General features: G+C 66.2%; 25 protein-coding genes. 18 read left to right on the top strand and 7 right to left on the bottom strand.

Annotation, left to right across the window (positions count from 1 at the left end; all coding sequences use genetic code 11):
* Positions 1-17: 17 nt before the first annotated feature.
* The 3 genes from GGR13_RS03275 to GGR13_RS03265 are packed head-to-tail and all read left to right on the top strand — an operon-like array spanning position 18 to position 2,397.
* Entirely contained in the window at positions 18-395 is a 378-nt protein-coding gene (locus GGR13_RS03275; RefSeq protein WP_183212008.1) for a DUF983 domain-containing protein, read from the top strand.
* Complete coding sequence (locus GGR13_RS03270) at positions 392-1,129, top strand: SURF1 family protein (protein WP_183212007.1); 738 nt, start codon at positions 392-394, stop codon at positions 1,127-1,129. Before GGR13_RS03275 ends, GGR13_RS03270 begins: the two co-directional genes overlap by 4 nt.
* A gap of 50 nt (positions 1,130-1,179) precedes the next feature.
* Positions 1,180-2,397: a M16 family metallopeptidase gene (locus tag GGR13_RS03265; protein WP_183212006.1), complete on the top strand. Its 1,218-nt coding sequence runs from the start codon at positions 1,180-1,182 to the stop codon at positions 2,395-2,397.
* Between the two features lie 6 nt (positions 2,398-2,403).
* Here the strand turns inward: GGR13_RS03265 and GGR13_RS03260 are convergent, their stop codons facing one another.
* Together GGR13_RS03260 and zapE are read right to left on the bottom strand one after the other, a co-directional pair.
* Positions 2,404-2,919, bottom strand: a complete 516-nt coding sequence (locus GGR13_RS03260; protein WP_183212005.1) for a YbjN domain-containing protein — start codon at positions 2,917-2,919, stop codon at positions 2,404-2,406.
* On the bottom strand, positions 2,916-4,070 hold the full coding sequence (zapE, locus tag GGR13_RS03255; RefSeq protein WP_183212004.1) for a cell division protein ZapE: 1,155 nt from the start codon (positions 4,068-4,070) through the stop codon (positions 2,916-2,918). The genes GGR13_RS03260 and zapE overlap by 4 nt, the downstream gene beginning before the upstream one ends.
* A 166-nt stretch (positions 4,071-4,236) precedes the next feature.
* Between zapE and GGR13_RS03250 the strand changes: the two genes are divergently transcribed.
* Both GGR13_RS03250 and rarD read left to right on the top strand, forming a co-directional pair.
* A complete protein-coding gene (locus GGR13_RS03250; RefSeq protein WP_183212289.1) occupies positions 4,237-5,283 on the top strand; it encodes an aspartate-semialdehyde dehydrogenase in 1,047 nt (348 codons plus the stop codon).
* The gene (gene rarD, locus GGR13_RS03245) at positions 5,280-6,203 is read left to right on the top strand and encodes an EamA family transporter RarD (protein ID WP_343060286.1); all 924 of its coding nucleotides are present in this window, start codon (positions 5,280-5,282) and stop codon (positions 6,201-6,203) included. Before GGR13_RS03250 ends, rarD begins: the two co-directional genes overlap by 4 nt.
* 1 nt (position 6,204) lies before the next feature.
* On the opposite strand, the gene ppa is transcribed toward rarD, so the two are convergent.
* On the bottom strand, positions 6,205-6,741 hold the full coding sequence (gene ppa, locus GGR13_RS03240) for an inorganic diphosphatase (protein WP_183212002.1): 537 nt from the start codon (positions 6,739-6,741) through the stop codon (positions 6,205-6,207).
* An 81-nt stretch (positions 6,742-6,822) separates the two neighbouring features.
* The gene (gene ilvA, locus GGR13_RS03235) at positions 6,823-8,343 is read right to left on the bottom strand and encodes a threonine ammonia-lyase, biosynthetic (protein WP_183212001.1); all 1,521 of its coding nucleotides are present in this window, start codon (positions 8,341-8,343) and stop codon (positions 6,823-6,825) included.
* A 228-nt stretch (positions 8,344-8,571) separates the two neighbouring features.
* Between ilvA and nadA the strand changes: the two genes are divergently transcribed.
* The 4 genes from nadA to nadC are packed head-to-tail and all read left to right on the top strand — an operon-like array spanning position 8,572 to position 12,870.
* Positions 8,572-9,651, top strand: coding sequence for a quinolinate synthase NadA (nadA, locus tag GGR13_RS03230; RefSeq protein ID WP_183212000.1), 1,080 nt, complete (start codon positions 8,572-8,574; stop codon positions 9,649-9,651).
* Positions 9,651-10,502: a metalloprotease gene (locus tag GGR13_RS03225; protein ID WP_183211999.1), complete on the top strand. Its 852-nt coding sequence runs from the start codon at positions 9,651-9,653 to the stop codon at positions 10,500-10,502. The genes nadA and GGR13_RS03225 overlap by 1 nt, the downstream gene beginning before the upstream one ends.
* On the top strand, positions 10,499-12,007 hold the full coding sequence (locus GGR13_RS03220) for an L-aspartate oxidase (RefSeq protein WP_183211998.1): 1,509 nt from the start codon (positions 10,499-10,501) through the stop codon (positions 12,005-12,007). The genes GGR13_RS03225 and GGR13_RS03220 overlap by 4 nt, the downstream gene beginning before the upstream one ends.
* Positions 12,007-12,870 carry a carboxylating nicotinate-nucleotide diphosphorylase gene (gene nadC, locus GGR13_RS03215; RefSeq protein WP_183211997.1) on the top strand — a complete coding sequence of 288 codons (864 nt, stop codon included), beginning with the start codon at positions 12,007-12,009 and terminating at the stop codon, positions 12,868-12,870. The genes GGR13_RS03220 and nadC overlap by 1 nt, the downstream gene beginning before the upstream one ends.
* Here the strand turns inward: nadC and GGR13_RS03210 are convergent, their stop codons facing one another.
* Positions 12,871-13,992: a cell wall hydrolase gene (locus GGR13_RS03210; protein ID WP_246347647.1), complete on the bottom strand. Its 1,122-nt coding sequence runs from the start codon at positions 13,990-13,992 to the stop codon at positions 12,871-12,873.
* A 470-nt stretch (positions 13,993-14,462) separates the two neighbouring features.
* Here GGR13_RS03210 and GGR13_RS03205 point away from each other — a divergent pair, with 470 nt between their 5' ends.
* From GGR13_RS03205 to GGR13_RS03180, 6 genes are all read left to right on the top strand, one after another.
* On the top strand, positions 14,463-14,648 hold the full coding sequence (locus GGR13_RS03205) for a hypothetical protein (protein ID WP_183211996.1): 186 nt from the start codon (positions 14,463-14,465) through the stop codon (positions 14,646-14,648).
* A 235-nt stretch (positions 14,649-14,883) separates the two neighbouring features.
* Positions 14,884-15,246, top strand: a complete 363-nt coding sequence (locus GGR13_RS03200) for a DUF6481 family protein (protein WP_183211995.1) — start codon at positions 14,884-14,886, stop codon at positions 15,244-15,246.
* A gap of 195 nt (positions 15,247-15,441) precedes the next feature.
* Entirely contained in the window at positions 15,442-15,921 is a 480-nt protein-coding gene (locus GGR13_RS03195) for a Dps family protein (RefSeq protein WP_183211994.1), read from the top strand.
* 97 nt (positions 15,922-16,018) lie between these two features.
* Positions 16,019-17,194, top strand: coding sequence for a cell wall hydrolase (locus tag GGR13_RS03190; protein WP_183211993.1), 1,176 nt, complete (start codon positions 16,019-16,021; stop codon positions 17,192-17,194).
* A 93-nt stretch (positions 17,195-17,287) separates the two neighbouring features.
* Positions 17,288-18,874: a PAS domain-containing protein gene (locus GGR13_RS03185; protein WP_183211992.1), complete on the top strand. Its 1,587-nt coding sequence runs from the start codon at positions 17,288-17,290 to the stop codon at positions 18,872-18,874.
* A gap of 57 nt (positions 18,875-18,931) precedes the next feature.
* Positions 18,932-19,339, top strand: a complete 408-nt coding sequence (locus GGR13_RS03180; RefSeq protein WP_183211991.1) for a response regulator — start codon at positions 18,932-18,934, stop codon at positions 19,337-19,339.
* Between the two features lie 9 nt (positions 19,340-19,348).
* On the opposite strand, the gene trxB is transcribed toward GGR13_RS03180, so the two are convergent.
* On the bottom strand, positions 19,349-20,356 hold the full coding sequence (gene trxB / locus GGR13_RS03175) for a thioredoxin-disulfide reductase (protein WP_183211990.1): 1,008 nt from the start codon (positions 20,354-20,356) through the stop codon (positions 19,349-19,351).
* 74 nt (positions 20,357-20,430) lie between these two features.
* On the opposite strand from trxB, the gene GGR13_RS03170 reads away from it, so the two are divergent.
* Both GGR13_RS03170 and GGR13_RS03165 read left to right on the top strand, forming a co-directional pair.
* Positions 20,431-20,739 carry a hypothetical protein gene (locus tag GGR13_RS03170; RefSeq protein ID WP_183211989.1) on the top strand — a complete coding sequence of 103 codons (309 nt, stop codon included), beginning with the start codon at positions 20,431-20,433 and terminating at the stop codon, positions 20,737-20,739.
* Positions 20,740-20,816: 77 nt separating this feature from the next.
* Complete coding sequence (locus GGR13_RS03165) at positions 20,817-22,922, top strand: S9 family peptidase (protein ID WP_183211988.1); 2,106 nt, start codon at positions 20,817-20,819, stop codon at positions 22,920-22,922.
* A 70-nt stretch (positions 22,923-22,992) separates the two neighbouring features.
* Here GGR13_RS03165 and GGR13_RS03160 read toward each other — a convergent pair whose 3' ends face one another.
* A complete protein-coding gene (locus tag GGR13_RS03160; RefSeq protein WP_183211987.1) occupies positions 22,993-23,298 on the bottom strand; it encodes a hypothetical protein in 306 nt (101 codons plus the stop codon).
* 202 nt (positions 23,299-23,500) lie between these two features.
* Between GGR13_RS03160 and GGR13_RS03155 the strand changes: the two genes are divergently transcribed.
* Complete coding sequence (locus GGR13_RS03155) at positions 23,501-25,552, top strand: AsmA family protein (RefSeq protein ID WP_246347646.1); 2,052 nt, start codon at positions 23,501-23,503, stop codon at positions 25,550-25,552.
* Positions 25,553-25,605 lie beyond the last annotated feature (53 nt).

Below are 25,605 nucleotides of genomic sequence, written 5' to 3'. Positions count from 1 at the left end.
TCCCGGCTTTCGCCGGGGTGCCAGAGTCCCTGATCAAGCCGCCCGAGCCGGTCCGGATCGATCCGATCCGGGCCGGTCTGCGTTCGCGCTGTCCCAACTGCGGCAAGGGCGCGCTGTTCACCGGCTTTCTCAAGGTGATCCCGATCTGCCCGGTCTGCGGCTTTGACCGCATGACCATCGAGACAGGGGATGGTCCGGCCACCTTCATCATGCAGATCGCGGGCTTTCTGGTGGGGTTCTCCGCCCTCTACGTCGAGATCGCCTTCAGCCCCCCGATGTGGCTGCATTTCATCGTCTGGATCCCGCTGGTCGCCGCTCTGTCGCTGGGGCTCATGCGACCGGGCAAGGGGCTGATGATGGCCCTCCAGTTCCGCAATCAGAGGGATCAGCCATGAAACGGTTTCCGTGGGGGCTCACGCTGGTGGTGGTCCCGGCCGTGGCCGTCCTGATCGGCCTCGGCAGCTGGCAGCTGCAGCGGCTGGCCTGGAAGAACGGTCTGATCGCCGGGTCGGGCGTCGCCGCGACACAGCCCCGCGTCCCTCTCCTCGACATCTATGGCGACGGTACCAGCCTGGAGTTTCGTCGCATCACCGTGGAGTGCGCCGGCCTGGCCAGCGCGCCTTTCGTCGAGATGCGCTCTATCGTCGACGGCGACGGGGGCGTGCGCCTCTACTCCCTCTGCCGTAGTGAGGGCATCAAGACGCCTCTGCTGGTCGACCGGGGTTTTGTTGCCGATGATGTCACGGAGCGTCCACCGGTGGCTGTCTCGGACACCCCCCTGGCCATCGAGGGTGAGCTTCGCCAGGTCCCGGCCGCAAGCTGGCTGACGCCGGCGTCGGACGGCAAGACCTTCTACGCGCCCGAGCCCGCCGCCATGGCCAAGGCACTGGGTGCGCCCGGACCGGCGGGCCCCGTGATGATCTTTGCCACCGTCTCGACCAATCCCGGGTTCGCCGCGCTGCGGCCGTCTGCTCCACCCGCCAGCTTTTCCAACAACCATCTGGGCTATGCGCTGACCTGGTTCGGACTGGCGCTGGCCCTGGTCGGTGTCTATGTGGCGATGCTCGGCCGCAGCCGTTCGAGTTCACGATCCGGCAGTACGGCCCCCGGGAAGAAGGACATCCCCTGACCGCGCGTCTCCATACCCTGTCCAATGGCGTCCGCGTCGTCTGCGATCCCATGCCCGGTCTGCGCACCCTGGCGCTGACGGTGGCCGTGCGTGGCGGGGCGCGATGGGAAACCGAGGCCCAGTCGGGCTGGTCGCACCTGCTGGAACATCTGGTGTTCAAGGGTGCGGGCGACATGGGTGCGCGCGATATCGTCGAGCGGATCGAAGCCGAAGGCGGATCGATCAATGCCGCCACCGGCTATGAGCGTACCAGCTATGAAGTCCGCGCGCTCGACGGGTCGCTGCCGCTGGCGATGCAGGTCGTTTCCGACCTCGTCTTCCGGCCGCGGCTCGATCCCGCGGAGATCGAGCGCGAGAAGGACGTCGTGGCCCAGGAGATCGCCGAGGCCTTCGACACCCCCGACGACCATGTCTTCGAAATGGCCCAGACCCGGGCCTTTACCGGCCAGCCCCTGGGACGGCCGATCCTGGGATCGGTCGAGAGCCTGAAGCCGGTCGACCGCGCCTCTATCGAGGCCTGGCGCGCGCGCCTGTATTCGCCGGACCGGATGGTGGTCGCGGTCTCCGGCTCGGTCGACGAGGACGAGTTGCTGGCCCTGAGTGAGCGCTGGTTCGGCGACGCTGTGGCCATGCCGGCCGATGCCGCGCAGCCTGCCACATTCGTGGGTGGCGATGCGAAACTGGCGCGCCGGATCGAACAGGCCAATGTGGTCTTCCAGATGCCGTCGCTGTCGGCCACGGACCCGCGCCTGTCGAGCCTGCGGCTGTTCACGGAAATCCTCGGGGGCGGCATGGCCTCTCGCCTGTTCCAGAGCGCCCGCGAGGACCGGGGGCTGGCCTATGCCGTCGACGCCTACCAGGAAGCCTATGAGGAGACCGGCATCGTCGGCATCTATGCCGGTGCCGCTGCGGACCGGTCGGTCGAGCTGGCCGAGCTTTGCGCCACAGAGGTCGTGGGGCTTGCCGAGCAGGGCCCGACCGCGGCCGAACTGTCCCGCGCCAAGGCGGTGCTCAAGGGCGGGCTCTGGATGTCGGACGAGAGCCCGGCCAGCCGCGCGGGCCGGATCGCGGCCCAGACCCTGATCTACGGGCAACTGGTGTCATCGGAAGCCAGCGCCGGAAGGATCGATGCCGCGACGATCGACGATCTGCGCGAGGTGGGTCAGGCCCTGATCGCACCCGGGGTCGCGGCCACCGCCGTCCTGGGACCCAAGGCGGCCAATGGTGCCGGCGCTGCCTTCACGCGGACCCTGAGCCGCGGGGCCTGATCCCGGTCAGGCCGCAGGCGGCGGGCTGATCACGACGGCGGGGAATTCCAGGATCGAACTGCGCCACACCGAGAGCGGGTCCGACAGCTGCTCGACGCCCTGAACGCCATTGATCAGGACATCGAACTGGGTCGCGGCGGCCGCCGGGGCCTGGGGTGTGGCCCCCGGTTCGAAAAAGGCCTTGAGAAAGCGGCGCTCGCGGTTCCAGCGATTGACCCCGTCCATCGTCACGCCCGCGTTGGCAAAGCCGAAGCTGAACTGCAGGTCGGAACAAACGTCGCCCTCGCAGGACTGGAAGAACAGGACCCAGCGGACCGGGCCATCGGTGACGGAGACGAACCGCCGCTGGCCATCCTGTTCCAGCGGCCCGACGGTAAGGCCCTGTGCCGTCAGAAAGCCCGTCATGGCCGGGATCGACAGGCCGATGGTGGCAGGCTGCGCTGCCGCGGGGGGCTGGGACTGGGAGACCGGGGACGTCGGCGATGCCAGAAGCATCAGGGCGGCAGCAGTTGCGACGATCATCGGGTGGTCTCCGGGTGTGGGACGAGCTTAGCGCCGTTTGTGTCAAGCGTATGGGCAGCCTCGCCCTCGATCCAGGACGCGCTGGCCATTTCACGCAAGCGCGAGATAGTCCGTTCGAATTCGAAGGCCCCGTCCCCGGTCGGATACAGGGCTTCCGGCTCGGCCTCGGCAAGGACGACCAGCCGGGTCCGGGCCTCGTAAAGGGCGTCGATCAGGGTCACCAGGCGCCGGGCCTCCTGCCGCCGGTCCGGGCCCAGCGTCGGCAAGGCCTCGAGGAAGAGGGTGTGAAACCGCCCGGCCATGGCCAGATAGTCCTGTGGCCCCAGAGGGCGGGCGCAGAGCTCGTCAAAGGTGGCGCGCGCCAGACTGCCTACGGTGCGCTGGACAGCCACGTCCCGGCCGAGGACCGTCAGGTGGGTTGCCTCTTCGGGTTCATCACCCCTGAGGTCGGACCACAGGGTCTCGAACCCTGCGCGAGCCTCGGGCCCTGCGGGGCTGAACCAGACCGGGGCCCCGGCCAGCCGGTCCCGGCGCCAGTCCCGTTCGCCCGAAACCTCCACGACCTCGCAGCGCGCCGTGATCTGGTCGATGAAGGGGGTGAAGAGCGGGCGGTTGATCCCGTCCTTGTAAAGGTCCGACGGTACCCGGTTCGAGGTGATGGCCAGCACCACCTTCCGCTCGAACAGAGCCTCGAACAGCCGCCCCAGGATCATGGCGTCGGCGATGTCGGTGACCTGAAGCTCGTCGAAGCACAGGAGGCGGGCCTCGGAGGCGATCAATTCGGCGACCGGCTCGATCGGGTCATCCCCCTTGTGAGAACCGAAGACGGCCTGACGGCTCTTGCGATCGCCCTCGCGCCATTGCCGGATCAGGTCGTGGACCCGGGCCATGAAGGCGTGGAAATGGGCGCGGGTCTTACGCGGCTCGGGCGCACAGGCGAAGAACAGGTCCATCAGCATGGACTTGCCCCGGCCCGGCGGCCCCCAGAGGTAGACGCCCCTGACCTCCGGCCGGCCCCCGAACAGCCCCTTGTGGCCCAGCTCACGCTCGACGCGCGACAGGACATCCAGGGCTTTCGACTGGGCCGGATCGGCCGTCAGGCGACCGTCGGCGAGGCGCTTGTGATAGGCGCGGGACACTCTGGAAGGCATGGCGCAGGCTTAGACGTGCCAATCCGGCATGAAAAGCCGTTGCTTCGCGGTTGCGAAAGGCCATATGCCAGTCGCGGTCCGGATTTCCGGATCTTCCACATCAAACCGCGCTGAAGCCGCGAGCCGCCGCGCGGCGAGCAACAGCGCGTCCGAAGGACTGCAGAAGATGGGCTACAACGTCGCCATCGTGGGTGCCACCGGCAATGTCGGTCGCGAAATGCTGACCATTCTGGAAGAGCTGAACTTCCCGGTCGATACGATGCACGCCATCGCCTCGCGAAAATCCAAGGGGATGGATGTCGCCTGGGGGGACAAGACCATCAAATGCCAGGACATCGAGGCGTTCGATTTCTCGACCGTCGACATCGTGCTGATGAGCGCGGGCGGAGACGTGTCGCGGGCCTGGTCCGAGAAGATCGGGAAGCTGGGTCCCGTCGTGATCGACAACTCCTCGGCCTTCCGCAAGGACCCGGACGTGCCGCTGATCGTGCCGGAGGTGAACCCCGACGCCGTCAAGCTGGTGTCGCGCAAGAACATCGTCGCCAATCCCAACTGCTCGACGGCGCAACTGGTCGTCGCCCTGAAGCCCCTGCACGATGCCGCAAAGATCAAGCGGTGCGTCGTCGCGACCTATCAGTCGGTGTCCGGCGCGGGCAAGGAGGGCATGGACGAGCTCTGGACCCAGACCAAGGCCATCTACGGCCTGGGTGACGCCCGCCCGAAGAAATTCCCCAAGCAGATCGCCTTCAATGTCATCCCCTACATCGGCTCCTTCAACGAGGACGGCTACACCGACGAGGAAGCCAAGATGTGGGATGAGACCCACAAGATGCTGGATCCGGACATCAAGCTGACGGTGACCTGTGTCCGGGTTCCCGTGTTCGTCGGCCACTCCGAGGCGGTGACGGTCGAGTTCGATCGGCCCATCAGCCCGGACGAGGCGCGCGCCATCCTGCGCGAAGCCCCCGGCATTCTGGTGGTCGATAAGCAGGAGCATGACGGCTACATCACCCCCGTCGATGCGGCGGGCGAACATGCTGTCTATGTCTCGCGCATCCGCAAGGATCACACGGTCGAGAATGGCCTGGTGTTCTGGGTCGTCTCGGACAACCTGCGCAAGGGTGCGGCCCTGAACGCCGTCCAGATCGCCCAGCTGCTGGACGAAACCGGCACGATCAAGCCCAAGAGCGGCTATCGCACGCTCACGGTGTGACCGGCCCGGCGGTCGACTCCCGGCCGGCGCTCCTTTCGGCGGTCGGATGCTACGTCATCTGGGGGTTCATGCCCCTGCTGTTCATGGGCCAGGCGCGCGCAGGCTTTGATGCCTTCGAGATCCTGGCCCATCGAGCGCTCTGGTCGGTGCTCTTCGCGGCCGGTCTGGTCTGGCTTGCAGGCCAATCCGCGACCGTCCAGGCCGCGCTGCGTCAGCCCCGGACGCTGGCCTGGCTGGGCCTTTCCACGCTTCTGATCGCTGTCAACTGGGGCGGCTACGTCTGGGCCACGACCCACGGCGCCACCCTGGAAGCCAGCCTTGGCTACTACATCAACCCGCTCCTCAACATGGTCGTGGGACTGTGGCTGTTTCGGGAGAAGATCGACCGATGGGGCTGGGTCGCCATCGGGCTGGCTGCCGTCGGCGTGCTGTTCCAGGCGGTGGCGCTCGGCCGCCCGCCCTGGATCTCGCTGATCCTGGCCTTCAGCTTCGCGAGCTACGGCATCATCCGCAAACGCGTCCCGATCGAAGCCCAGGCGGGGCTGCTGATCGAATGCCTGTTTCTCGTACCCTTCGGCATCGCCTGGGTGGTCTGGCTGGCCTGGACGGGACAGGGGGTGGCCTTCGACGACCCGAGCCATCTGGGCTGGGCCATGCTGAACGGGCCCGTGACGGTGCTGCCCCTTGCGCTATTCGCCTGGTCTGCGCGGCGCCTGCCGCTTTCGACCATCGGCTTTGTGCAATTCCTCGCCCCGACATTGCAGTTCGCCATCGGCGTCTGGGCTGGCGAGGCGTTGACGCCGCTGCGCATCGCCTCCTTCGCCTTCATCTGGACCGGGGCCGCCGTGTTCGCCGCGGCGGCCTGGCATCGGTCGAGAGCGGCCCGGCAGGTCGTGATCGAGACCCCCGGGCCGCTCTAGGTCAGGCCTTGGCGGCAGCCGCCCGTTCGATGCCTTCCTGGATCAGTTCGCGAGCGCGGGCAGCGTCGGCCCAGCCCAGAACCTTGACCCATTTGGATCCTTCCAGATCCTTGTAGTGGGCGAAGAAATGCTCGATCTGCTTGATCGTGATCTCGGGCATGTCGGTGTAGTTCTGCACACCGTCATAACGCTGCGTCAGCCATGACGACGGGACAGCAAGGATCTTCTCGTCCTGACCGGCCTCGTCTTCCATCAGCAGGACGCCCACGACTCGTGCGGAGATGACCGAACCGGGCATCAGGGCGCGCGTGTTGGCCACGATGACGTCGCAGGGATCGCCATCACCCGACAGCGTATGGGGCACGAAGCCGTAGTTCCCGGGATACCGCATCGAGGTGTAGAGGAACCGGTCGACCACCAGGGCCCCGGAGGCCTTGTCCATCTCGTATTTGATCGGCTCGCCTCCGATCGGCACCTCGATCACGACATTGACGTCATTGGGGGCGTGCTCGCCGATCGAGAGGGCGTCGAGGTTCATGGTCGGTCTCTATCTTCTTGGACTTTGCGTCTTTGGGTGGCGAGCCTTTAGCGGGCTTTGCGGACAACGAACAGTGCGCGCTCACACGCCGTCGAGGAACAGGCGACTGGCCGGATTGTCGGTCTCGTCGACATAGGGATAGCCGAGGGTCGCCAGGGCCGCGTCGAGCGCCTGCTGTTCGGAGGGGGGCACCGAAATCCCGGCCAGAACCCGGCCGACATCGTCGCCGTGGTTTCGATAGTGGAACAGGGTGAGAGCCCAGGCCGGCTGGAGACTGTTCAGGAAACGCAGGAAGGCTCCCGGGCGTTCGGGAAACTGGAATCGCAGGATCCGCTCGTGCGGCAGCCCGGTGGCCCGGCCGCCGACCATGTAACGGACATGCAGCTTGGCCGTCTCGTTGTCGCTCATGTCTTCGACGCCGTAGCCACCCGAACGCAGGGTGGTGATCAAGTCATCCTTTTCGTGAGGGCCCTGTTTCAGGGCCACGCCGACGAAGATGTTGGCTGTCCCCTCGCTGGACCAGCGGTAGTTGAACTCGGTCACCGAGCGGCCGTCGAGGCTGGTCAGGAAACGGCTGTAGGTCTCGCGGTCATCGGCCATGGCCACGGCCAGCAGGGCCTCGGTGCCCTCGCCGATCTCGGCCCGTTCGGCGATGTGGCGCAGCCGGTCGAAATTCACATTGGCCCCGGAGTTGACGGCGATCAGGGCACCCTCGCCGACGTCCGGGTTGGCGGCGGCCCAGGCCTTGAGCCCGGCCAGAGCGAGGGCGCCTGATGGCTCCGCCACGGCACGGCTGTCGTCGAAGATGTCCTTGATTGCGGCGCAGATGGCGTCGTTGTCGACCGTGACGATCCCGTCCAGCTGGTCCCGGCACAGACGGAACGTCTCGCTACCGGCACGACGCACGGCGACGCCGTCGCAGAACAGGCCGACCTGATCGAGGGTGACGACCTCGCCCGCCGCGATCGCCGCCTTCATGCAGGCCGCATCGGCCGGTTCGACGCCGATGACGCGCGTCCCGGGACGCAGGAATTTGACGATGGTGGCCACACCCGCCGCCAGCCCTCCACCGCCGATGGGCACGAAGATGGCCGCGATGGGCTCGGAGTGCTGGCGCGTGATCTCGAGCCCGACCGTGCCCTGACCGGCGATCACGTGGGGGTCGTCGAACGGGTGGATGAAGACGGCCCCGGTCTCGGCCGCCTGGCGACTGGCCTCTGCAAAGGCTTCGTCGAAGGCGTCGCCATGCAGCACGACCGTGCCCCCAAGCGCGCGGACGGCGGCCACCTTGATCGGCGGCGTCGTGACCGGCATCACGATCGTGGAGACGGCTCCGCGCCGGGTGGCCGCAAAGGCCACGCCCTGGGCGTGATTGCCGGCCGAGGCGCAGATCACGCCGCGCGCCAGTTGCTCCGCATCCAGGGTCGCGATCTTGTTGTAGGCCCCGCGGATCTTGAACGAAAAGATCGGCTGCAGGTCCTCGCGTTTCTGCAGCACCGGGCGACCGAGCCGGGCGGTCAGACGCGGCAACGGGTCCAGGGGGGTCTCGACAGCGACATCATAGACGCGCGCGGTCAGGATGCGGCGGAGAGTCTCTTGCATGGGGAGGGGTTCTGCAGGCGGATCAACGAAATATTTAACCGCAATCACTGCTCTTCTGGAACAAATATTCTTGCTCCGCCTGCATTTTTTGCAAGCGGGTCTGCAGGCGTGGCCCACACATGCTGCGGCAACCCTTGCGTTCGCCGCAGGTGGGATTATCTTGATCCCGACTTATGCTAATGTTGAGCATAAGTCATTGGCGACAACGCTCGCGGGAGGAAGTGCCAGATGGCGGACGGGACGTTCGGGTTGTCGAGTGCGGTGGCGAACGAGACCGCACCCGTCTGGGCCAAGGTCAAGGATTTCGTCACCCCGATGGAGTGGCCCGCCCAGGCGACATTGATCAGCGAGATCAATGCCCTGAAACGCGAGCGCGACGCCGTGATCCTGGCTCACAACTATATGACGCCCGAAATCTTCCATGGCGTCGGCGACTATGTCGGCGACAGCCTGGGCCTGGCGAAGGAGGCGGCGCGCTCGGATGCGCGGGTCATCGTCCAGGCCGGCGTGCATTTCATGGCCGAGACTTCCAAGATCCTGTCTCCGGACAAGATGGTTCTCATTCCGGACCTGAGGGCGGGCTGTTCACTGGCGGCGTCGATCACCGGGGCGGATGTGCGGCTGATCAAGCAGCGCCACCCCGGCCTGCCCGTAGTTACCTATGTGAACACCACGGCAGACGTGAAGGCCGAGACCGACATCTGCTGCACGAGCGCCAACGCCGTCCAGGTGGTGGAGTGGGCTGCGCGCGAGTGGGGCGTCGATCGCGTCATCCTGATCCCGGACGAATTCCTGGCGCGCAATGTCGCGGCCCAGACGACCGTCGGCATCATCGCCTGGAAGGGCCGCTGCGAAGTGCATGAGCGCTTCACCGCCGACGACATCGCCGAGATGCGGGCGGCCTATCCCGGCGCGGAAATCCTGGCCCATCCGGAGTGTCCCGAGGATGTGCTGGCGGCGTCGGATTTCGCCGGCTCGACAGCGGCCATGACCGACTACGTCATGGCCAGAAAGCCCCGGCAGGTCGTGCTGATCACCGAGTGTTCGATGGCCTCCAACATCAAGGGCGATGTGCCGGATGTGAATTTTATCGGGCCCTGCAACATGTGCCCGCACATGAAGCGGATCACGCTCGAGAACATCCGGGACTGCCTGCTGAAGCTGCAGTTCGAGGTGACGGTGCCCGAGGACATGATCGAAAAGGGGCGGCTGGCGGTCCAGCGCATGATCGACCTGCCGCCGCCCGCCATCCCGGCCCGCTATGACCTGTTCAAGGCCCGGCACCATGTCGCCGTGGAACTGATCTGATGAGCGAGACGGGACCCTGGGGGTATCGGGACGGACGTGCGCCGCCTCCCGTGGCGAATCTGAGTGCCGACGACGCCCCGCGCCCCGCTCGTCAGGCCGACACCGATGACAAGGGCCAGAATCCGACCTGGGCGGTCGTCTCGACCCTTCTGCTCGGCGGGATGATCTGGCTGTTCTCGGGCAGTGCGATCGTCGCGGGATCGGCGATCTTCGGCCTGTTCGTGCACGAGTACGGCCATGTGCTGGCGATGAACCGCCTCGGCATGGGCCCTGCGCGGATCTATATCATCCCATTCCTCGGTGGGCTGGCGAAGGGGCAGCGCAATCCCAGAAGCGAGTGGGACGGCGTTCTGGTGGCGCTCGCCGGGCCCGCGTTCGGTCTGCTGGCAGTCCTTCCCGTCGTCGGCCTCTGGTTCGTGACCCGCGATCCCGAATGGCTGATGGGGGCCTTCTTCATTGCCATGATCAATCTGGTCAATCTGGCCCCCGCCCCGCCCCTCGACGGGTCGAAGGCGCTGGGGCCGGTCCTCGCGCGTGTCGATCCGATGCTGGAGAAGGTGGCCCTGATCGCCATCGGGGGCCTGGTCGTCTGGTGGGGCGTGGCCACCGGGCGCTATATCCTTGCGGTCTTCCTGGGGATTGCCCTGCTGGGACACCTCAGGGCGGGCGCATGGCGACCGTCGGATGGCGCTCGACTGAGCTGGGGCCAGGCGGGCCAGAGCCTCGCACTGTTCATCATCACGGCAATGGCCTGTGCCGCAGCGGCGATGGGCGTGCTGCTGCCCCTCGCCGAGGGATCGCCGACCCAGGCTGTGGACGTCGCCCTGCGCTATATCGGGGTTGAACGGTGAAGCGGATCCATCACGACGGCCCGTTGATCATCGGCGGAGGCCTGGCCGGCCTTTCGGTGGCACTATCGGTTCCGGGCAAGGCGCTGGTCGTCAGTCCGGTGCCCCTGTTGCAGGCCGCGTCCAGCGCCTGGGCCCAGGGCGGGGTGGCTGCCGCCCTGTCCGCTGACGATGCCCCGGCGCTTCACGCGGCCGATACCCTCGCTGCCGGAGCCGGTCTGGTCGAGGTCGAAGCTACCCGCGCCCTGACCGAGGACGGCCGGGCGACGGTCGAATGGCTGGCATCGCTGGGGGCGCCTTTCGATCGCGACGAACAGGGCGGCTTTTCCGTCAGCCTCGAGGCCGCACATTCCCGGGCCCGGGTTGCGCGGGTCGGCGGCGACGGCGCAGGCCGCGCCATTCTGAGCGCGCTTGTCACATCCGTCAGGGCCGCGTCGAACATCGAGGTCTGGGAGGACGGTCGTCTCAGATCGCTGATCCAGGATGCGTCCGGGCGCGTCTGCGGTGCCGTGGTGGATCGGGCCGGACGACTGTTCGAGGTCATCGCCCCCGCCGTCGTGCTGGCCACGGGTGGCGCGGGCGGGCTGTTTGGCAAGACGACGACCCCGGTCGCGCTGCTGGGCGAAGGTCTGGCGGCCGCCTGGCTGGCCGGAGCCGAAATCCTGGATCCCGAGTTCGTGCAGTTCCACCCCACCGCGATCGATGTGGGGCTGGACCCGATGCCGCTGGCGACCGAGGCCCTGCGCGGCGAGGGGGCCCGGCTGATCGATACCGAAGGCCGGTTCCTTCTGGGCGAGGCCGACGACGCGGATCTGGCTCCCCGCGACGTTGTCGCGCGAGCGGTGCATGCCGCTCGCTCGGCCGGTCGCGGGGCCTTTCTGGATGCCCGGAAGGCGATAGGCGCGAGTTTTCCGCACGAGTTCCCGGCCGTCTTTGCCGCCTGCATGCGTGCCGGGCTGGATCCGCGCGAGACACCGATCCCGGTCGCGGCCGCAGCTCACTACCATATGGGCGGGATTGCCGCCGATCCGGATGGCCGGACCAGCGTGCCGGGGCTGTTTGCCGTCGGCGAGTGCGCCGCGACCGGCGTGCACGGGGCCAATCGGCTGGCATCCAACTCGCTCCTCGAAGCCGCAGCCTTCGGGCGGCGAACGGGGCGAGCGGCTGGAGCCGATGTGGGACTGACGGCGGCAGGCTTTATCGCAGGACCTGTCCTGTCAGACCTTCCGGACGACGCCTTGCTGACCCTGCGCACGGCGATGAGCGACCATGCCGGGCTGGTGCGGGACGCGAAGGGTCTGTCGGGCCTGATTGCCACGATCGCGGCGCTGGACGCCGAGCACGGCCCAGCGCTGCCTCTGATCACGGCTCGGCTGATCGCGGAAGCGGCCCTCGCACGGCAGGAGAGCCGCGGTGGACACTGGCGCTCGGACTGGCCCCTGACCCATCCGGTGGCGGTTCACACGCGCCTGCGTCGCGGCGTAACGGCTTCGGCTATGGCGGCCTGATGACGCTGCGGTCTCTTCCCGACATCCTGATCGAACCGATCGTGCGCGCCGCCCTGGCCGAGGATCTGGGGCGAGCTGGCGATGCGACCGGCCAGGCCTGTATCCCCGAGGACGCGAGACTGCACGCCGTCTTTGCTGCCCGGCAGCCGGGGGTGCTGGCCGGGATCGACTGCGTGCGGCTGAGTGTCCTGGCGCTCGATCCGGCGGCGCGCGTGACGCTGCGGCTTCGGGATGGCGCATCGTTTGAGACCGGTGCGGTTCTGGCCGAGGTCGAGGCCGATGCCCGCGCCTTTCTGGCGGCGGAGCGGACAGCGCTGAACCTTCTGGGACGGATGTGCGGGATCGCCACCCTGACCCGGGCCTATGTCGATGCCATCGCGGGCACCTCGGCGCGGATCGCGGATACCCGCAAGACCACGCCCGGCCTGCGGGCTCTGGAAAAACATGCGGTGCTCTGCGGGGGCGGGACCAATCACCGCTTCGGGCTGGATGACGCCATCCTGATCAAGGACAACCATGTCGCCGTCTGTGGCGGCATCGGTCCTGCCGTGCGGCGCGCGCGGGCAGCGGTCGGCCATCTCATGAAGGTCGAGGTCGAGGTCGACGGGTTGGATCAGCTGGCGGAGGCGCTGGCACTGATCGAAGCCGGTGTTGGCCCGGACGTGGTCATGCTGGACAATTTCGGCCTCGACGATCTGAGGACGGCGGTTCTCCGGACTGCCGGCCGGGTGACCCTCGAGGCCTCCGGCGGGGTCAATCTGCAGACGGTGCGGGCGATTGCCGAGACGGGGGTCAACGTGATCTCGGTGGGCGCTCTTACCCACTCGGCCGCGACACTCGACATCGGGCTGGACGCGGTCTGATCAGACCGACGGCGAAGCGACCGAGGCTGTTTCGGGCTCAGAAGGTGCCGACGGGGTCACCGGCTCGGGCTTCGCTACCGGGATCGGCTGCGAATCTGCGCCTTTTTCGGCCGGGGTGACGCTCTCGCCCCGCGGGGCTGTACGGTCTTCCTGGGCCAGAAGGACGGAATAGGCGATCGCCTGACCGGCCTGACGGACGGGCGTCGTGGGATCGATACCGGCCTGGATGAGCCGCGGTTCGACCGTAGCCGACGGCGAGGGCTGGTAGCGGAAGGCGTCCCGGCTGCCTGTGCGGCCACCGAAACGATAGAACAGATGATCCCCGACCTGGCCGACCCGGATCATGCTGTTGCGCCATCCGGGAGCCACGCCGGTCGTGTGGAAGAAGGTGGCATTGCCGACGGCCGGATAGACGTCACCCGAAAGGGCGCTGGAGGCTACGGCACGCGCCCGATTCCAGGCTGTCCGGTTGACGGTTCCACGCATCGAACCGTTGCAGGTAAAGCTGAACTGGCAGCCGACGCGCCGGTTGGCACCCTGATAGACGACACCGCAGACAGTCTTTGGGAAGGCCGAGTGACGGACACGGTTCAGAACCACCTGGGCTACGGCCCGCATGCCGTCGCGGCCCTCGCCCCGCGCTTCATAGTAGGCGGCCTGGGTCAGGCATTCGAGGTCGCGCGACTGGTCAAGGGCACCACCAAGGCGGAACGGACGCGCCGGGTCGGGCGTGGATGTCAGGTTGATCTGGCGAAGGCCTGTGGGACGCGTGCTGCCACGGAGTGTCTCCAGCCGGGCCGTCAGAAGTTCCGCCTGGCGATCGCGCTGGGCAGACCCTGCGACCGTATAGGGATCATGACGACGGGCGATCGCAAGCGCACTGGCATCAAGGCCCCCAGCGGCAGCGTTCAGGGCCTCGTCCGTGAAGCCGGCGGAGGAAGCCGCCGCGATCCGCTCGGCCTGGGCGCGGATCGTGGTTGCCTGCGCGACTGTGTTGCCAAGCCATCCGCATCCGACGGCAACGCCCACCATGGCACCCAGCACCAGCGTCGCGGTGAGAGGCCGAAGTGGCGCCTTGCGATCCGCGCGAGCGGCCGCATCCGTCGAAAGGCGTTCTGACAAAGGCGTCGTCCTGTTCAGCAGGGCGAGTACGCCGCCCCCGGGTCGATCACGCGGCCGGACGGGCTACTGCAAGCCCCGTAAACCGGATGCGGAAATCAACGGTGGGCGAACGCCTGCCGTCGAGGGCGGCCTTAAGCCACCTGTTTGTGACGCCAATGTGTTCGCAAAAATGAATTCGAGTGCAGTGCAACACGACGTCGCAGCCTGGCATCCACGCAAAGTCGGGTGCCAGCAGGCGGGTTGAAACGACACAAGTTGATTGCCGATTGACTACAATCGACATTCTACATTCGGGCAGATGTTGTTCGAAGGTCCTCTGGTTAGCTTCAATGTCGTGTTTCGATGCGACCTGATGACCGGGTTAATATTGCTTTACCCTGTTTCAGATGAAAGCGTCTGCGCAGGCTTCGCCTGACCAGCGGAACCGTGGTGGCGGGGTTGCGTTGATCCGACCTGTTCTGGAGCCTGTCATGACCCGTCCTGTCGCTATCATTGTCGCATTCGTTTCCGCCCTTGGTCTGGCGGCCTGTGGAACGACGATCGAACAGCGTGCCGCAACCGGTGCCGTGGCGGGTGCCGTCGTCGGTGGACCTGTCGGTGCTGCGGTGGGGGCTGCCGCAGGGACGGCCGTGGGACAGGCTCAGAAACCAAACTAGGGGTTTGAGAACGCGCTGCAGCGTGATGTCGGGGCGACGATCCGCATCAATGTGACGCGTAAACCGGATTTGAGCACGGCAAACCTTGATTTTTGGCCGGGATTGGGCTTTGGCAACGCCCCGTGCGGTCACGATCACGACTTCGACCGCCTGCGGTCCGCCGGCCCAAAGGCCGGACCATCGCTTCATTCGATAAAAGACCTAACTGCTCCAACAAGGACAACCGACCTCGCGCATGAGAGATCTGAAACAGACCGGCTTCAACGACCGAATTTCGACCCAGCAGGAAGCCAAGAAGGCGTTGCTGGCCAAGTTCAAGCCCAAGCCCGCCGCGCCCGACCCCGAATTCGAGAAGCTCGCCGAGAAGCGCGCGGCTGAAAAGGAAGCCCTGCGCCAGCAGCACGAATTGGCCAAGGCCGAAGAGCGTCGCGAGAAGGCCGAGAAGGAAGCCGCGCGTCTGGCCGCCGAGCGGGAGGCCGAAGAGGCCGTGGACGCCGAGAAGCGTGCGGCCCGGAAGGAGCGCAAGGCGCTCAGCAAGGAAGACCAGAAGGCAGCGCGAGACGCCCGGTATGCGGCCCGCAAGGCGCGCCAGCGCTAGAGGCTCCGCTCGTCGGGCGGCGCATGCGTTTGTCGATCGTCATCGCGAACGGCAACGGTTTGTCCGGAGAGGCGTTCATGCTCCTGAAGGACCGGGTGGCTTTCCCGCAGTCCGGCACCGAGGTGCCTGGGCCGGGGGAGTCCGGGTGCCTGCATTTTTCACGAACCCTACTGGTTTCACTCAGGAGCAAGCAGCATGACTGCCACCATCGACACGGGCTTTACCAAGGCTGAACGCACCGACGTCGCGCAGGAACTGACCAAGGTTCTGGCCGACAGTTTTGCCGTCTACATGAAGACCCACGGCTATCACTGGAATGTGCGTGGCCCCGAGTTCTTCAGCTTCCACAATCTGCTCGAGCAACAGTACCGCGATATGTGGGCGGCGCTGGATGATATCGCCGAACGCATTCGTGCTCTGGGTGTTGTCGCCCCTCAGGGCCACGCCACCTTTGCCAACCTGACCTCCATCAAGGACGGGGATCCGGACAAGGAGGCTCTGGAGATGCTGAAAGAGCTGATGAAGGACCATGAAACGCTGATTGCGACCTCGCGTGCCGCCATCGAGGTGGCCGACTCGGCCTCCGACGAGGCGACCGTCGATCTTCTGACCCAGCGTCTCGCCGCCCACGAAAAGTTCGCCTGGATGCTGCGCTCCACGCTCGGTGGACGCTGACTCTAACCGAACGTCAATCGTCAGGCCCGAAAAGGGCCCAGAAGGTCGGGCACAAGCCCGGCCTTCGGCGTTTGTCACGTCAGGAGACGCAAGCTCGATGATCACGCTCGACTGGGCCGGATTGAAATCGCGGTGTCGGCATTTCGCCGCCGCTGCGCCAGCCCTCGTCGCAGCGCTGGGCGTCGGCATGGCCGCAGGCTCGACCACGCGCTCCGACGATGACCTCCGGGCGGAGGCTGTGGCCCGCGTCACTGGAGGCGATTTCGGCAGCGTCGGGCTGACCGCACTTCTGGCCCGGTTCGATCCGGCTCAACGGGCGCTTGCGGCACGACACGACCCCGAGGGTGCAGTCGCGCCGTATGGACTGACGCCCGGGTGGGAGAGCCTGACCCTGGCGGGCAAGCCCATCCTCGAACTGGGGGCATCCGGCCTCGATGCCCGCAAACGCAATGCCTCCATGCCGACGGCCACCGGTGCCCTGCAACCTGCTCGGCCGTTTGTGTTCAAGGCGGCCACGGAGGCGGATCGACGCCGGGCCCTGCGCTGCCTCAGCCAGGCCGTCTATTACGAGGCGGCGCTCGAAAGCACCCAGGGTCAGGAAGCTGTGGCCCAGGTGATCCTGAACCGGGTGCGCGATCCCAACTATCCGAACACCATCTGTGGCGTGGTGTTCCAGGGTGCCGAGCGCAGCACCGGATGCCAGTTCAGTTTCACCTGCGATGGCGCGCTCAGTCAGCCGCCCGTGGCCTGGGCATGGGACCGCGCGTCCAGCGTCGCCGAGCGGGCGCTTGCGGGCCATGTCGCCGCCCGTGTGGGCACGGCGACCCACTATCACGCCGACTACGTCTCTCCCTGGTGGTCGCCGACCCTGGCCAAGATCGACCAGATCGGGGCCCACATCTTCTATCGCTGGAAGGGCGTCTATGGCGAGACGGCTGCGTTCCGTCAGGCCTATGCGGGCCGCGAGCCGGTGATTGACGAAGCCCGCTTCTCGAAACCCCGCATCATGCTGGCAGGTGTGACCGACCCCGCTCCCGCGACCTCGGAGGGTGACGCAACGATGAAGTCGGTCGAGATCGATGGACAGACCCGCGTCGTGGGCATCGCCAGCCTGGGGGGACGCCGCCAGCCGACGGCGACCGACATCGCCGCCATCAACGCGCGGCTGAAAGCGTTCGAAGAACCGCAGGCCGTCGCGCCCGCGATTACCACTGTACCGGTCCAGGGGGCCGTGCCCATGGATGTCGAGGAGGTCGGCAGGCCGGTATCCTGAGGTGCGGATAGCGCCGGGTACCGGATTGCAACGTCGTGGAGACCGACGCATTTAGCGCAGCGACGGAATGGTGCCGCAGACACAGGAGATGGCGTGACGGAACGGACGACGCGATCATGGACCGAAGCCGACCGGCTGAGCGCCCTCGCGGCCTATGACATTCTCGACACGCCGCGCGAGCCTGCATTCGACGGCATCGCCCGCCTTCTGGCCCAGATCTTCGACGCCCCCATCGCGCTGGTGAACCTGATCGACAGTGACCGGGCCTGGTTCAAGGCCGAGGTCGGTACCGGGATGACCGGGGGGACGATCGAGACCTCCTTCTGTGCCGTGAATATCCGTGAGGGCGAGGGCGATGTGATGGTCGTTGCAGACGCAACCCAGGATCCGCGCTTTGCCAATAACGCCTTCGTCTCCGGCGAGCCGGGTTTGCGGTTCTATGCCGGACGGCTGCTCAGGACACCCGAGGGTCTACCGCTTGGCGCTCTGTGCGTGCACGATCTCAAGCCCCGCAGTGCGACCCTGACCCCGATCGAGGCCTCGGCCCTGGAGGTGCTGGCCGGGCAGGTCATGGACCAGATGGAGCTTCGTCGATCGCTACGCGCGCGTGCGCTGGAACTGTCGTCCCGGCACGCGGTCGAGGCCGAACTCGCCGCGACGATCGGGGCGCTGGCGGAGAGCGAGCAGAAGTTCCGGGCGATCACCGAATCGATGCCCCAGATGGTCTGGTCGACGCTGCCTGACGGGTTTCACGACTACTATAACGCCCGTTGGTACGAATTCACCGGCATGCCGGAGGGGTCCACCGACGGCGAGGGGTGGGCCGGAATGTTCCACGACGAAGACCAGGAACGGGCGCGGGCGCTCTGGGGGCACTGTCTGGCCACGGGCGAGCCCTATGAAATCGAATACCGCTTGCGCCATGCCTCGGGAGCCTATCGCTGGGTTCTCGGCCGTGCCCGACCGATCCGGGATGCGAGCGGTCGCATCATCCGCTGGTTCGGTACCTGCACCGACATCGACGAACTGAAGAGGCTGCAAGACGGCAAGGACCTGCTGAGCCAGGAACTGAGCCATCGGATCAAGAACATCTTCGCCGTCGTCTCGGCCCTGATCGCCCTGTCGGCGCGGGAGTTCCCGCAGGCACAGCCGTTTGCCAGGGCCGTGCGCGACAGGGTCGCCGCCCTTGCCCGCGCGCACGAATTCGTCCGCCCGCATACGGAGGCCTCGCGCCCCAGCGTTGGCTCCATGACGCTGCATGCCTTTCTGGATGCGCTGTTCCGCCCCTATGCCGACGATACGGGTCAGCCGCGGATCATCCTGCAGGGCGAAGATGCGGTCTTCGACGATCAGGCCGCGACATCTGTGGCTCTTCTGTTTCACGAGCTGGCAACCAATGCCGCCAAATACGGGGCTCTTTCGGTTCCGGCCGGCCGCGTGCATCTGACCACGAACGGTGTTGACGACCGTTTCATCCTGACCTGGGACGAGCAGGGCGGCCCTCCGATCGACGCGGAGCCGACCCGAACCGGCTTCGGCTCGTCCCTCGCGACGGTGTCGGTGGAGGGGCAATTGGGCGGGCGGCTGGAACGAACCTGGCGTGCGAATGGTTTGCTTGTCGTTGCCGACCTGCCAGCCACTGCGCTGTCGCGTCGCAGGGCAGCCCTGAAGACCTTTTGAAACCGGACGAGCCGAACGGCGTTCTGGCCCATCGATCACTCAAGCCCCCGAGGGGATATGACGGCGCGTATACTGATCATCGAGGACGAGGCCCTTGTGGCCATGGAACTCCGCTTCGTGCTGGAGGACCTGGGTCACGAGGTGATCGGTATGGCCTCGGATGCCCGTGCTGCCCGCAAGGCGGTCGATTCCGGTGGTGTCGATCTGGCGCTGGTCGATATCCACCTCTCGGACGGGCCGACCGGGATCGAAATCGGGCGCCAGCTGGCCCAGGATCAGGGGGTTACCGTTCTTTACATGACGGCCAATCCCGGGATGCTCGGAGCAGGCGTTGCGGGGACGATCGGCGTCCTGTCCAAACCGACCGACGAGCGGGCTGTCCAGACGGCTGTCGACTACGCCCTGCGTCGCCGGAACGGGCAGCCGACCGAGTTTGCCCCGCCCGAGCTGCGCCTGTTCGGCTGACCGTCGGGTCTACCAGGCGCCGATCTTTTCCGCCTCGGCATGGCTGATCGGTTCGCCCCGGGCAGCGTGATCGACTTCGGCCAGGAAACGCGCCGCTTCCAGCGCCGCCATGCAGCCCATGCCTGCCGCCGTGACAGCCTGGCGATAGACATCGTCGGTCACGTCACCGGCTGCATAGACGCCTTCGATCTCGGTCGACGTCGTGCCCGGGCGAACGACCAGATAGCCACCGGACTTGGTCTCCAGCTGTCCAAGGAACAGCTCGGATGAGGGGGCGTGTCCGATCGCGATGAAGACGCCGTCGGCAGGGACTTCGCGGGTCGAACCGTCGACCGTGTTCTTAAGCCGTACGCCCGTGACATTGCGCGCCACGCCATCGACCACCCCGACGATCTCCTCGACGGCGTGGTTCCAGACCACCTCGACCTTTGAATTGGCAAACAGCCGCTCCTGCAGGATCTTCTCGGCCCGGAACTCGTCGCGGCGATGCACGACGGTGACCTTGGCGGCGAAATTGGTCAGGAACAGCGCCTCTTCGACCGCCGTGTTGCCGCCACCGACGACCACGACGTCCTTGCCGCGATAGAAGAAGCCGTCACAGGTCGCGCAGGCGCTGACGCCGAACCCCTGGTAGGCATGTTCGGATTCCAGCCCCAGCCATTTGGCCTGGGCTCCGGTCGAGATGATCACAGTCTCGGCCAGCATCTCGGCCCCCGAATCCAGCTTCAGATGGAACGGGCGTTTCGACAGGTCCGCCGAGACCACGATGTCGTGCAGGACCTCGGTCCCGACATGCTCGGCCTGTTTCTGCATCTGCTCCATCAGCCAGGGGCCCTGGATGACGTCGGCAAAGCCGGGGTAGTTCTCGACATCGGTTGTGATGGTCAACTGGCCACCCGGCTGGATACCCGCGATGATGACCGGGTTCAGACTGGCGCGGGCCGCATAGATGGCGGCGGTCCAGCCGGCAGGGCCGGAACCGATGATGGCGAGGCGGACATTACGGGGCGTGTTCATGGCCTCTATTTAGGCGCTGATTCTGCTTCGCGCGATGGTAAGCTGTCCGCCAGAACGGCCAAAAGGATCATCGCATGACGGGACGCAGCTATATCGGGATCGGACTGGTGCTGGGTCTGGTGTTTGGGGCCACACTCGGGATCGCGATCGGGCAGCTGGCGGCCGGAGTCCTGATTGGCACGGTGCTCGGCGGCGGTATTGGGTGGGTGCTGGATGTTCAGGCCGCTGCGGCTCGCAAACAGACGGTTCGCAAGGATGGCGGCGGCGCCGACGGCAGTGTGCCTTTCATCATGGATGGCGGCGGTTCGCGGTCCGGAAAGGATAGCGGCGGCCATGACACGGGCTCCGATGGTGCTGGCGGAGACGGCGGCGGCGGGGACTAAAACGGCCCCGGGACAGGTCGCTCTTGCCAGATCGGGTGGCGGTGCTACGCCAGCGACCTGTTCCGGAGAAAATCCCCATGCGCCTTCGATCCATCCTGTCCGCGGCCTGCGCTCTCGCCGTTCTGGGGGCTGCTGTCCCCGCAATGGCCGAAGCCCTTCCCGTCGCTGCCCGGGCGCCGGCAGCGGCGGACCCGGCCTTCACCTATCGCGACATGATCGCGTTGAACCGGCTGGGTGATCCGCAGGTCTCACCGGACGGCCGACAGGTCGTCTATACGGTGACAGCGACCGATGTGGCCCAGAACCGCCGGAGAGGCAGCCTCTATCTGCTGGACCTGAATGCCGGCGGCGAGCCCAGACGGCTGGCCATTTCCGATGATGGAGCCAATACGGCGCGCTGGGGCTCGGACGGGCGGCTCTACTATCTGTCGGCCAAGTCCGGGACGACCCAGCTGTGGCGGGCCAATGCGGCCCTGACCGCGGGGGTCCAGCTGACCGACCTTCCGCTCGACATCAATGCCTATCGTCTCAACCCCGCCGCCGACGCGGTCGCCGTGTCGCTCGCGGTCTTCCCGGACTGCCCCGACATTGCCTGCTCCGTCGAACGGGCGAAGGCGGTGTCGGAGCGCAAGACCACGGCCCAGGTCTATGACCGGATGTTCGTGCGCCACTGGGACACATGGGCCGACGGAACCCAGAACCATCTGTTCGTCATGGGCATCGGGGCCGACGCCACAGCGATGGGCACACCCGTCTGGGTGACGAAGGGCTTTGATGGCGATACCCCCTCAAAGCCGTTTGGTGACGAGAACGAGTTCACCTTCACCCCCTCCGGCGATGCGATCGTCTTTTCGGCCCGTGTCGCAGGCCAGAGCGAGCCCTGGAGCACGAATTTCGACCTGTGGCGCACCAATGGCCTCAGCGGCGACGGCACCTTTACCAATCTGACGGATGACAATGATGCCTGGGACACCGGGCCGGTCTTCTCGCCGGACGGCCGCACGATGGCCTATCGCGCCATGGCCCGTCCCGGCTTCGAAGCCGACAAATATGCCATCCTGCTGAAGGACGTCGAAACCGGGCAGACTCGCCAGATCGCCGCCAACTGGGATCGCTCGGCGGACGGGCTGAAATGGTCGGCGGACGGCAATACCCTGTACACAACGGCAGGGGACATCGGGCAGACCCGGCTGTTCGCGGTCGACGTGCGGAACGGGGTTGTCACGCCGGTCACCGGCCCCGGCCATGTCTCCGCCTTTGGCCTGACACCCTCGGGCTTCGTCTTTGCCCAGGACAGCCTGACCTCGCCCGGCGATCTGTATGCCAAGACCTATCTGGGTCGCGAGATGCCGCGCCGCCTGACCACCATCAACCCGTTGCTGGACGAGCGGACCTTCGGCGAGGCCGAGCAGTTCACCTTCGAAGGGTGGAATGGCGAGACCGTGCACGGCTATGTCATCAAGCCGGCGAACGCCGTCCCGGGCCAGAAATACCCGACCGCCTTCATCATCCATGGTGGACCCCAGAGCTCGCTGGCCAATGCCTGGTCGTTCCGCTGGAACGCCCAGACCTATGCCGGGGCCGGCTATGCCGTGGTGATGATCGATTTCCATGGCTCGACCGGATACGGCCAGGAATTCACGGACGCGATCAGCCAGCACTGGGGCGATCGCCCGCTGGAAGACCTGCAGAAGGGCTGGGCGGCCGCCCAGACACAGTACGACTTCATCGATGGCGAAAAGGCCTGCGCGCTGGGGGCTTCATACGGCGGCTATATGATCAACTGGATCGCCGGGCGCTGGAATGACGAGTTCGACTGCCTGGTGAACCACGACGGCATCTTCGACACCTTCGGCATGGGCTATGCAACCGAGGAACTCTGGTTCACCGAATGGGACTCGGGCGGGACACCTTACGAGAATCCGCAGGGCTATCAGCAATTCAACCCGGCCAACCATGTCCGCAACTGGCAGACGCCGATGCTGGTCATACAGGGCGACCGCGACTTCCGCGTTCCCACCACCCAGGCGCTGTCGACCTTCACCGCGCTTCAGCGGCGCGGCATCGAAAGTCGCCTTGTCGTCTTCCCCGACGAGAACCACTGGGTGCTCAAGCCGGCCAACAGCCTGGAATGGCACAATCAGGTCTTCGGCTGGCTGGACCAGCATCTGAAGGCCGAATAGGCAGCGGACACGAAAAAGGGGCGCGATCCGATCCGGACCGCGCCCCTTTCTTTGTCAGGCCATCGCCGATCTAGCGAACGGCGGCGTAGCTGGTCAGCACCTGGCTCAGCCGGGCATGCTCGCGCGCGGTCATGCAGCGGGGCGCTGCCCAGGTCTCGCCCGCAGCGCGGGCGGCTAGAGCCTGATCGGCCGTGATGAAGGTCGGGGCCACTCCGTGCTGACGCATGAAGCCGCGGCGCGTGGCCTGGTCGGTATCGCACTGCATGACCACGCGCTGAAGCTTGACCGGACTGGTCTGGGGACCGTCTGCCGCAAAGGCGGGCAGGGCGGCGACGAGGGTCGCGGCAGCGACGGTGATGGCAGCGATACGGGTCATGGGCGGGCTCCTCAAAAGTCCCGAATACGATCAGGGTTCGGAGCAATAATGCGCGCAATTTCGCGATTGTAAATGTTATGCGACAAAAAAAAGAAGAGATGGCGACAATCGAGCCTTCCCTGGATTTTTGGAGACCGCTCGTCGCGGCGTGGCGCTAAGTGGCCTTCTGCGCGTTGCCCCATCCAACCCTGGACGCTGCTGCTTGACCAACCCGCTGAAAAAACTGACGGACTGGTCTCCCCTGAGGGATGGGGCCCTGGCACCCGCAGCGGCCTGGGGACGCCGCCAGGGTGACTGGCTGGCTGAAAACGATCCGGTCTATCGGGGATGGCGGAAGCCTGGCCTGGCGGAGGCATGGGCGTCTTCGGTTGCTCTGGGACTGATCGCCGTCCTGTTTCTGACGCTGGCCCTGTTCGACTGGAACCTGCTGCGGGGTCCGGTCGGGCGCTGGGCCTCGAGCCACTACGACCGCAACATCGTCATCGCTGGCGATCTGGATGTGCGGCTGTTCAGCCCCACGCCGTCCTTGAGTATCTCCCGGCTGAAAGTCGGTGGACCCGCGTGGGCCCGCGGTGCGGATACGCTGGATGTGGGTCGGATCGATGCCACCGTTCGACTGTCCAGGCTGCTGGTCGGCCAGATCGAGCTGGTGCGGCTCGCGATAACCCGGCCGGTGGCTGTCATGATCGTGGATCAGCAGGGTCGCCGGAGTTGGGTCCTCGATCCCGATAACCGGGACGATGAGCCGACGACCCTGCCGCTGATCCAGCGGCTGACCATCACCGACGGCCGGATGCTGTATCGCGACCTCTCCCGTGACATCGCGCTCGATGCCCGGATCACCGCGAGGGAGACGGCCCCGGGCGTGGAAGGACGGACGGGCTTTCATCTAGACGGCAAGGGGACGCGCAATGGTCAGCCCCTGACCCTGGCCGTGCAGGGGGGCGCTTTCGTCAATATCCGCCGCGACCGCCCCTATGCCTTCAGCGCCATCCTTGAAGGGGCTGGGTCATCGCTGGCTGCCGAGGGGCGTCTCCTGAGGCCGTTCAATTTCGGGCGGTTCGATGCGACCCTGACCCTGAGCGGTCTGAACATGGCCGACCAGTTTCCGCTGACCGGTGTCGCCACGCCCGACACGCCCCCCTACCGCCTGACGGCGGCTCTGACCCGCGATGGCGACCGATGGATGTTGAACGATGTCGAGGGAAAGGTCGGGGCCAGCGACCTGGCGGGGCGCGTCGAGGTCGACCGAACCGGCGAGCGCCTGAGGGTCACGGCGGACCTCTCGTCACGGTCCATGGACATCGACGACCTGTCCGTGGTGCTCGGGGCGAAGGTGCAGTCGACCAGCAACGACGATACGGTGGTCGGCTCGGGCCTGCCCGGCAAATTGCTGCCCGATGCACCGCTGCAGGTGGAGCGGCTGCGGGCCATGGACGGGACGCTCAGTTTTCGGGCGGCCTCCGTGAAGCGAAACGATTTTGCCCTGCGTCAGGTCCGGCTGGGAGCCGAACTTCAGGACGGGATCCTGAAACTGAATCCGGTGGCATTCGCCTTTGAACGCGGCACTCTGATCGGCACGGCCCGGGTCGATGCGACAAAGGCTGTGCCCTATAGCGAGATCGACTTCCGGCTGGCGGGCTATCCGGTCGAGTCCGTGATCCCTGCAAGAGGCGGCGCTCAACCGCTGACGGGTCGAGCGCTTGGCAGGGCAAGACTGGAGGGGCCCGGGGCGTCATTGCATGCGTTCGCTGCAGCCTCCAAAGGCACGATGAGCGTGGTCATGCCACAGGGCCAGATGCGAACAGCCTTTGCCGAACTTCTTGGCATCAATGCCGGACGGGGGCTCAGGCTCTTGCTGTCAGGCGATCAGGGCATTTCGGGTGTTCGCTGTGCCGTGGGGGACTTTACGGTCGCGGGCGGGGTGGCGACGGCGCGCACTCTGGTCGTGGATACCGATGTCGTGATCGCCACCGGCCGTGGGACGATCGATCTGGGTGCGGAGACCTTTGATCTTCGGTTCGACGGAGAGACCAAGAAGCCGAGACTGCTGCGGGTCTGGGCCCCGGTCACGATCCGCGGCGCGCTGAACCGCCCGAACATCGGCATAGAGGGATCGGCCATAGCCGGGCAGGTCGGGATCGCAGGCATTCTGGGCGCTCTGATCAACCCTCTGGTGGCCTTGCTGCCCTTCATCGATCCGGGTCTGGCAGAGGATGCCAATTGCGGAGCCCTGATCTCGGGAACGAGATGACTTTGGTGAATCGAACCATAAATCTGGTCGATTAAAGCGTGCATCACCAGAGC

The sequence above is a fragment of the Brevundimonas variabilis genome, from assembly GCF_014199945.1.
Lineage (GTDB): Bacteria > Pseudomonadota > Alphaproteobacteria > Caulobacterales > Caulobacteraceae > Brevundimonas > Brevundimonas variabilis.
The sequence above is the reverse complement of the archived record's forward strand: the minus strand, read 5'-3'. Positions and strand labels throughout refer to the sequence as shown.

Coding starts and splice junctions, on each gene's coding strand:
- trxB (WP_183211990.1), bottom strand. CDS start 20,356: ATGAACACGCCCCGTAATGTCCGCCTCGCCATCATCGGTTCCGGCCCT.
- GGR13_RS03265 (WP_183212006.1), top strand. CDS start 1,180: ATGCCCGGTCTGCGCACCCTGGCGCTGACGGTGGCCGTGCGTGGCGGG.
- GGR13_RS03165 (WP_183211988.1), top strand. CDS start 20,817: ATGCGCCTTCGATCCATCCTGTCCGCGGCCTGCGCTCTCGCCGTTCTG.
- GGR13_RS03170 (WP_183211989.1), top strand. CDS start 20,431: ATGACGGGACGCAGCTATATCGGGATCGGACTGGTGCTGGGTCTGGTG.
- GGR13_RS03180 (WP_183211991.1), top strand. CDS start 18,932: ATGACGGCGCGTATACTGATCATCGAGGACGAGGCCCTTGTGGCCATG.
- GGR13_RS03260 (WP_183212005.1), bottom strand. CDS start 2,919: ATGATCGTCGCAACTGCTGCCGCCCTGATGCTTCTGGCATCGCCGACG.
- GGR13_RS03195 (WP_183211994.1), top strand. CDS start 15,442: ATGACTGCCACCATCGACACGGGCTTTACCAAGGCTGAACGCACCGAC.
- GGR13_RS03225 (WP_183211999.1), top strand. CDS start 9,651: ATGAGCGAGACGGGACCCTGGGGGTATCGGGACGGACGTGCGCCGCCT.
- nadC (WP_183211997.1), top strand. CDS start 12,007: ATGACGCTGCGGTCTCTTCCCGACATCCTGATCGAACCGATCGTGCGC.
- GGR13_RS03190 (WP_183211993.1), top strand. CDS start 16,019: ATGATCACGCTCGACTGGGCCGGATTGAAATCGCGGTGTCGGCATTTC.
- GGR13_RS03250 (WP_183212289.1), top strand. CDS start 4,237: ATGGGCTACAACGTCGCCATCGTGGGTGCCACCGGCAATGTCGGTCGC.
- zapE (WP_183212004.1), bottom strand. CDS start 4,070: ATGCCTTCCAGAGTGTCCCGCGCCTATCACAAGCGCCTCGCCGACGGT.
- GGR13_RS03205 (WP_183211996.1), top strand. CDS start 14,463: ATGACCCGTCCTGTCGCTATCATTGTCGCATTCGTTTCCGCCCTTGGT.
- ppa (WP_183212002.1), bottom strand. CDS start 6,741: ATGAACCTCGACGCCCTCTCGATCGGCGAGCACGCCCCCAATGACGTC.
- GGR13_RS03160 (WP_183211987.1), bottom strand. CDS start 23,298: ATGACCCGTATCGCTGCCATCACCGTCGCTGCCGCGACCCTCGTCGCC.
- GGR13_RS03200 (WP_183211995.1), top strand. CDS start 14,884: ATGAGAGATCTGAAACAGACCGGCTTCAACGACCGAATTTCGACCCAG.
- nadA (WP_183212000.1), top strand. CDS start 8,572: ATGGCGGACGGGACGTTCGGGTTGTCGAGTGCGGTGGCGAACGAGACC.
- ilvA (WP_183212001.1), bottom strand. CDS start 8,343: ATGCAAGAGACTCTCCGCCGCATCCTGACCGCGCGCGTCTATGATGTC.
- GGR13_RS03270 (WP_183212007.1), top strand. CDS start 392: ATGAAACGGTTTCCGTGGGGGCTCACGCTGGTGGTGGTCCCGGCCGTG.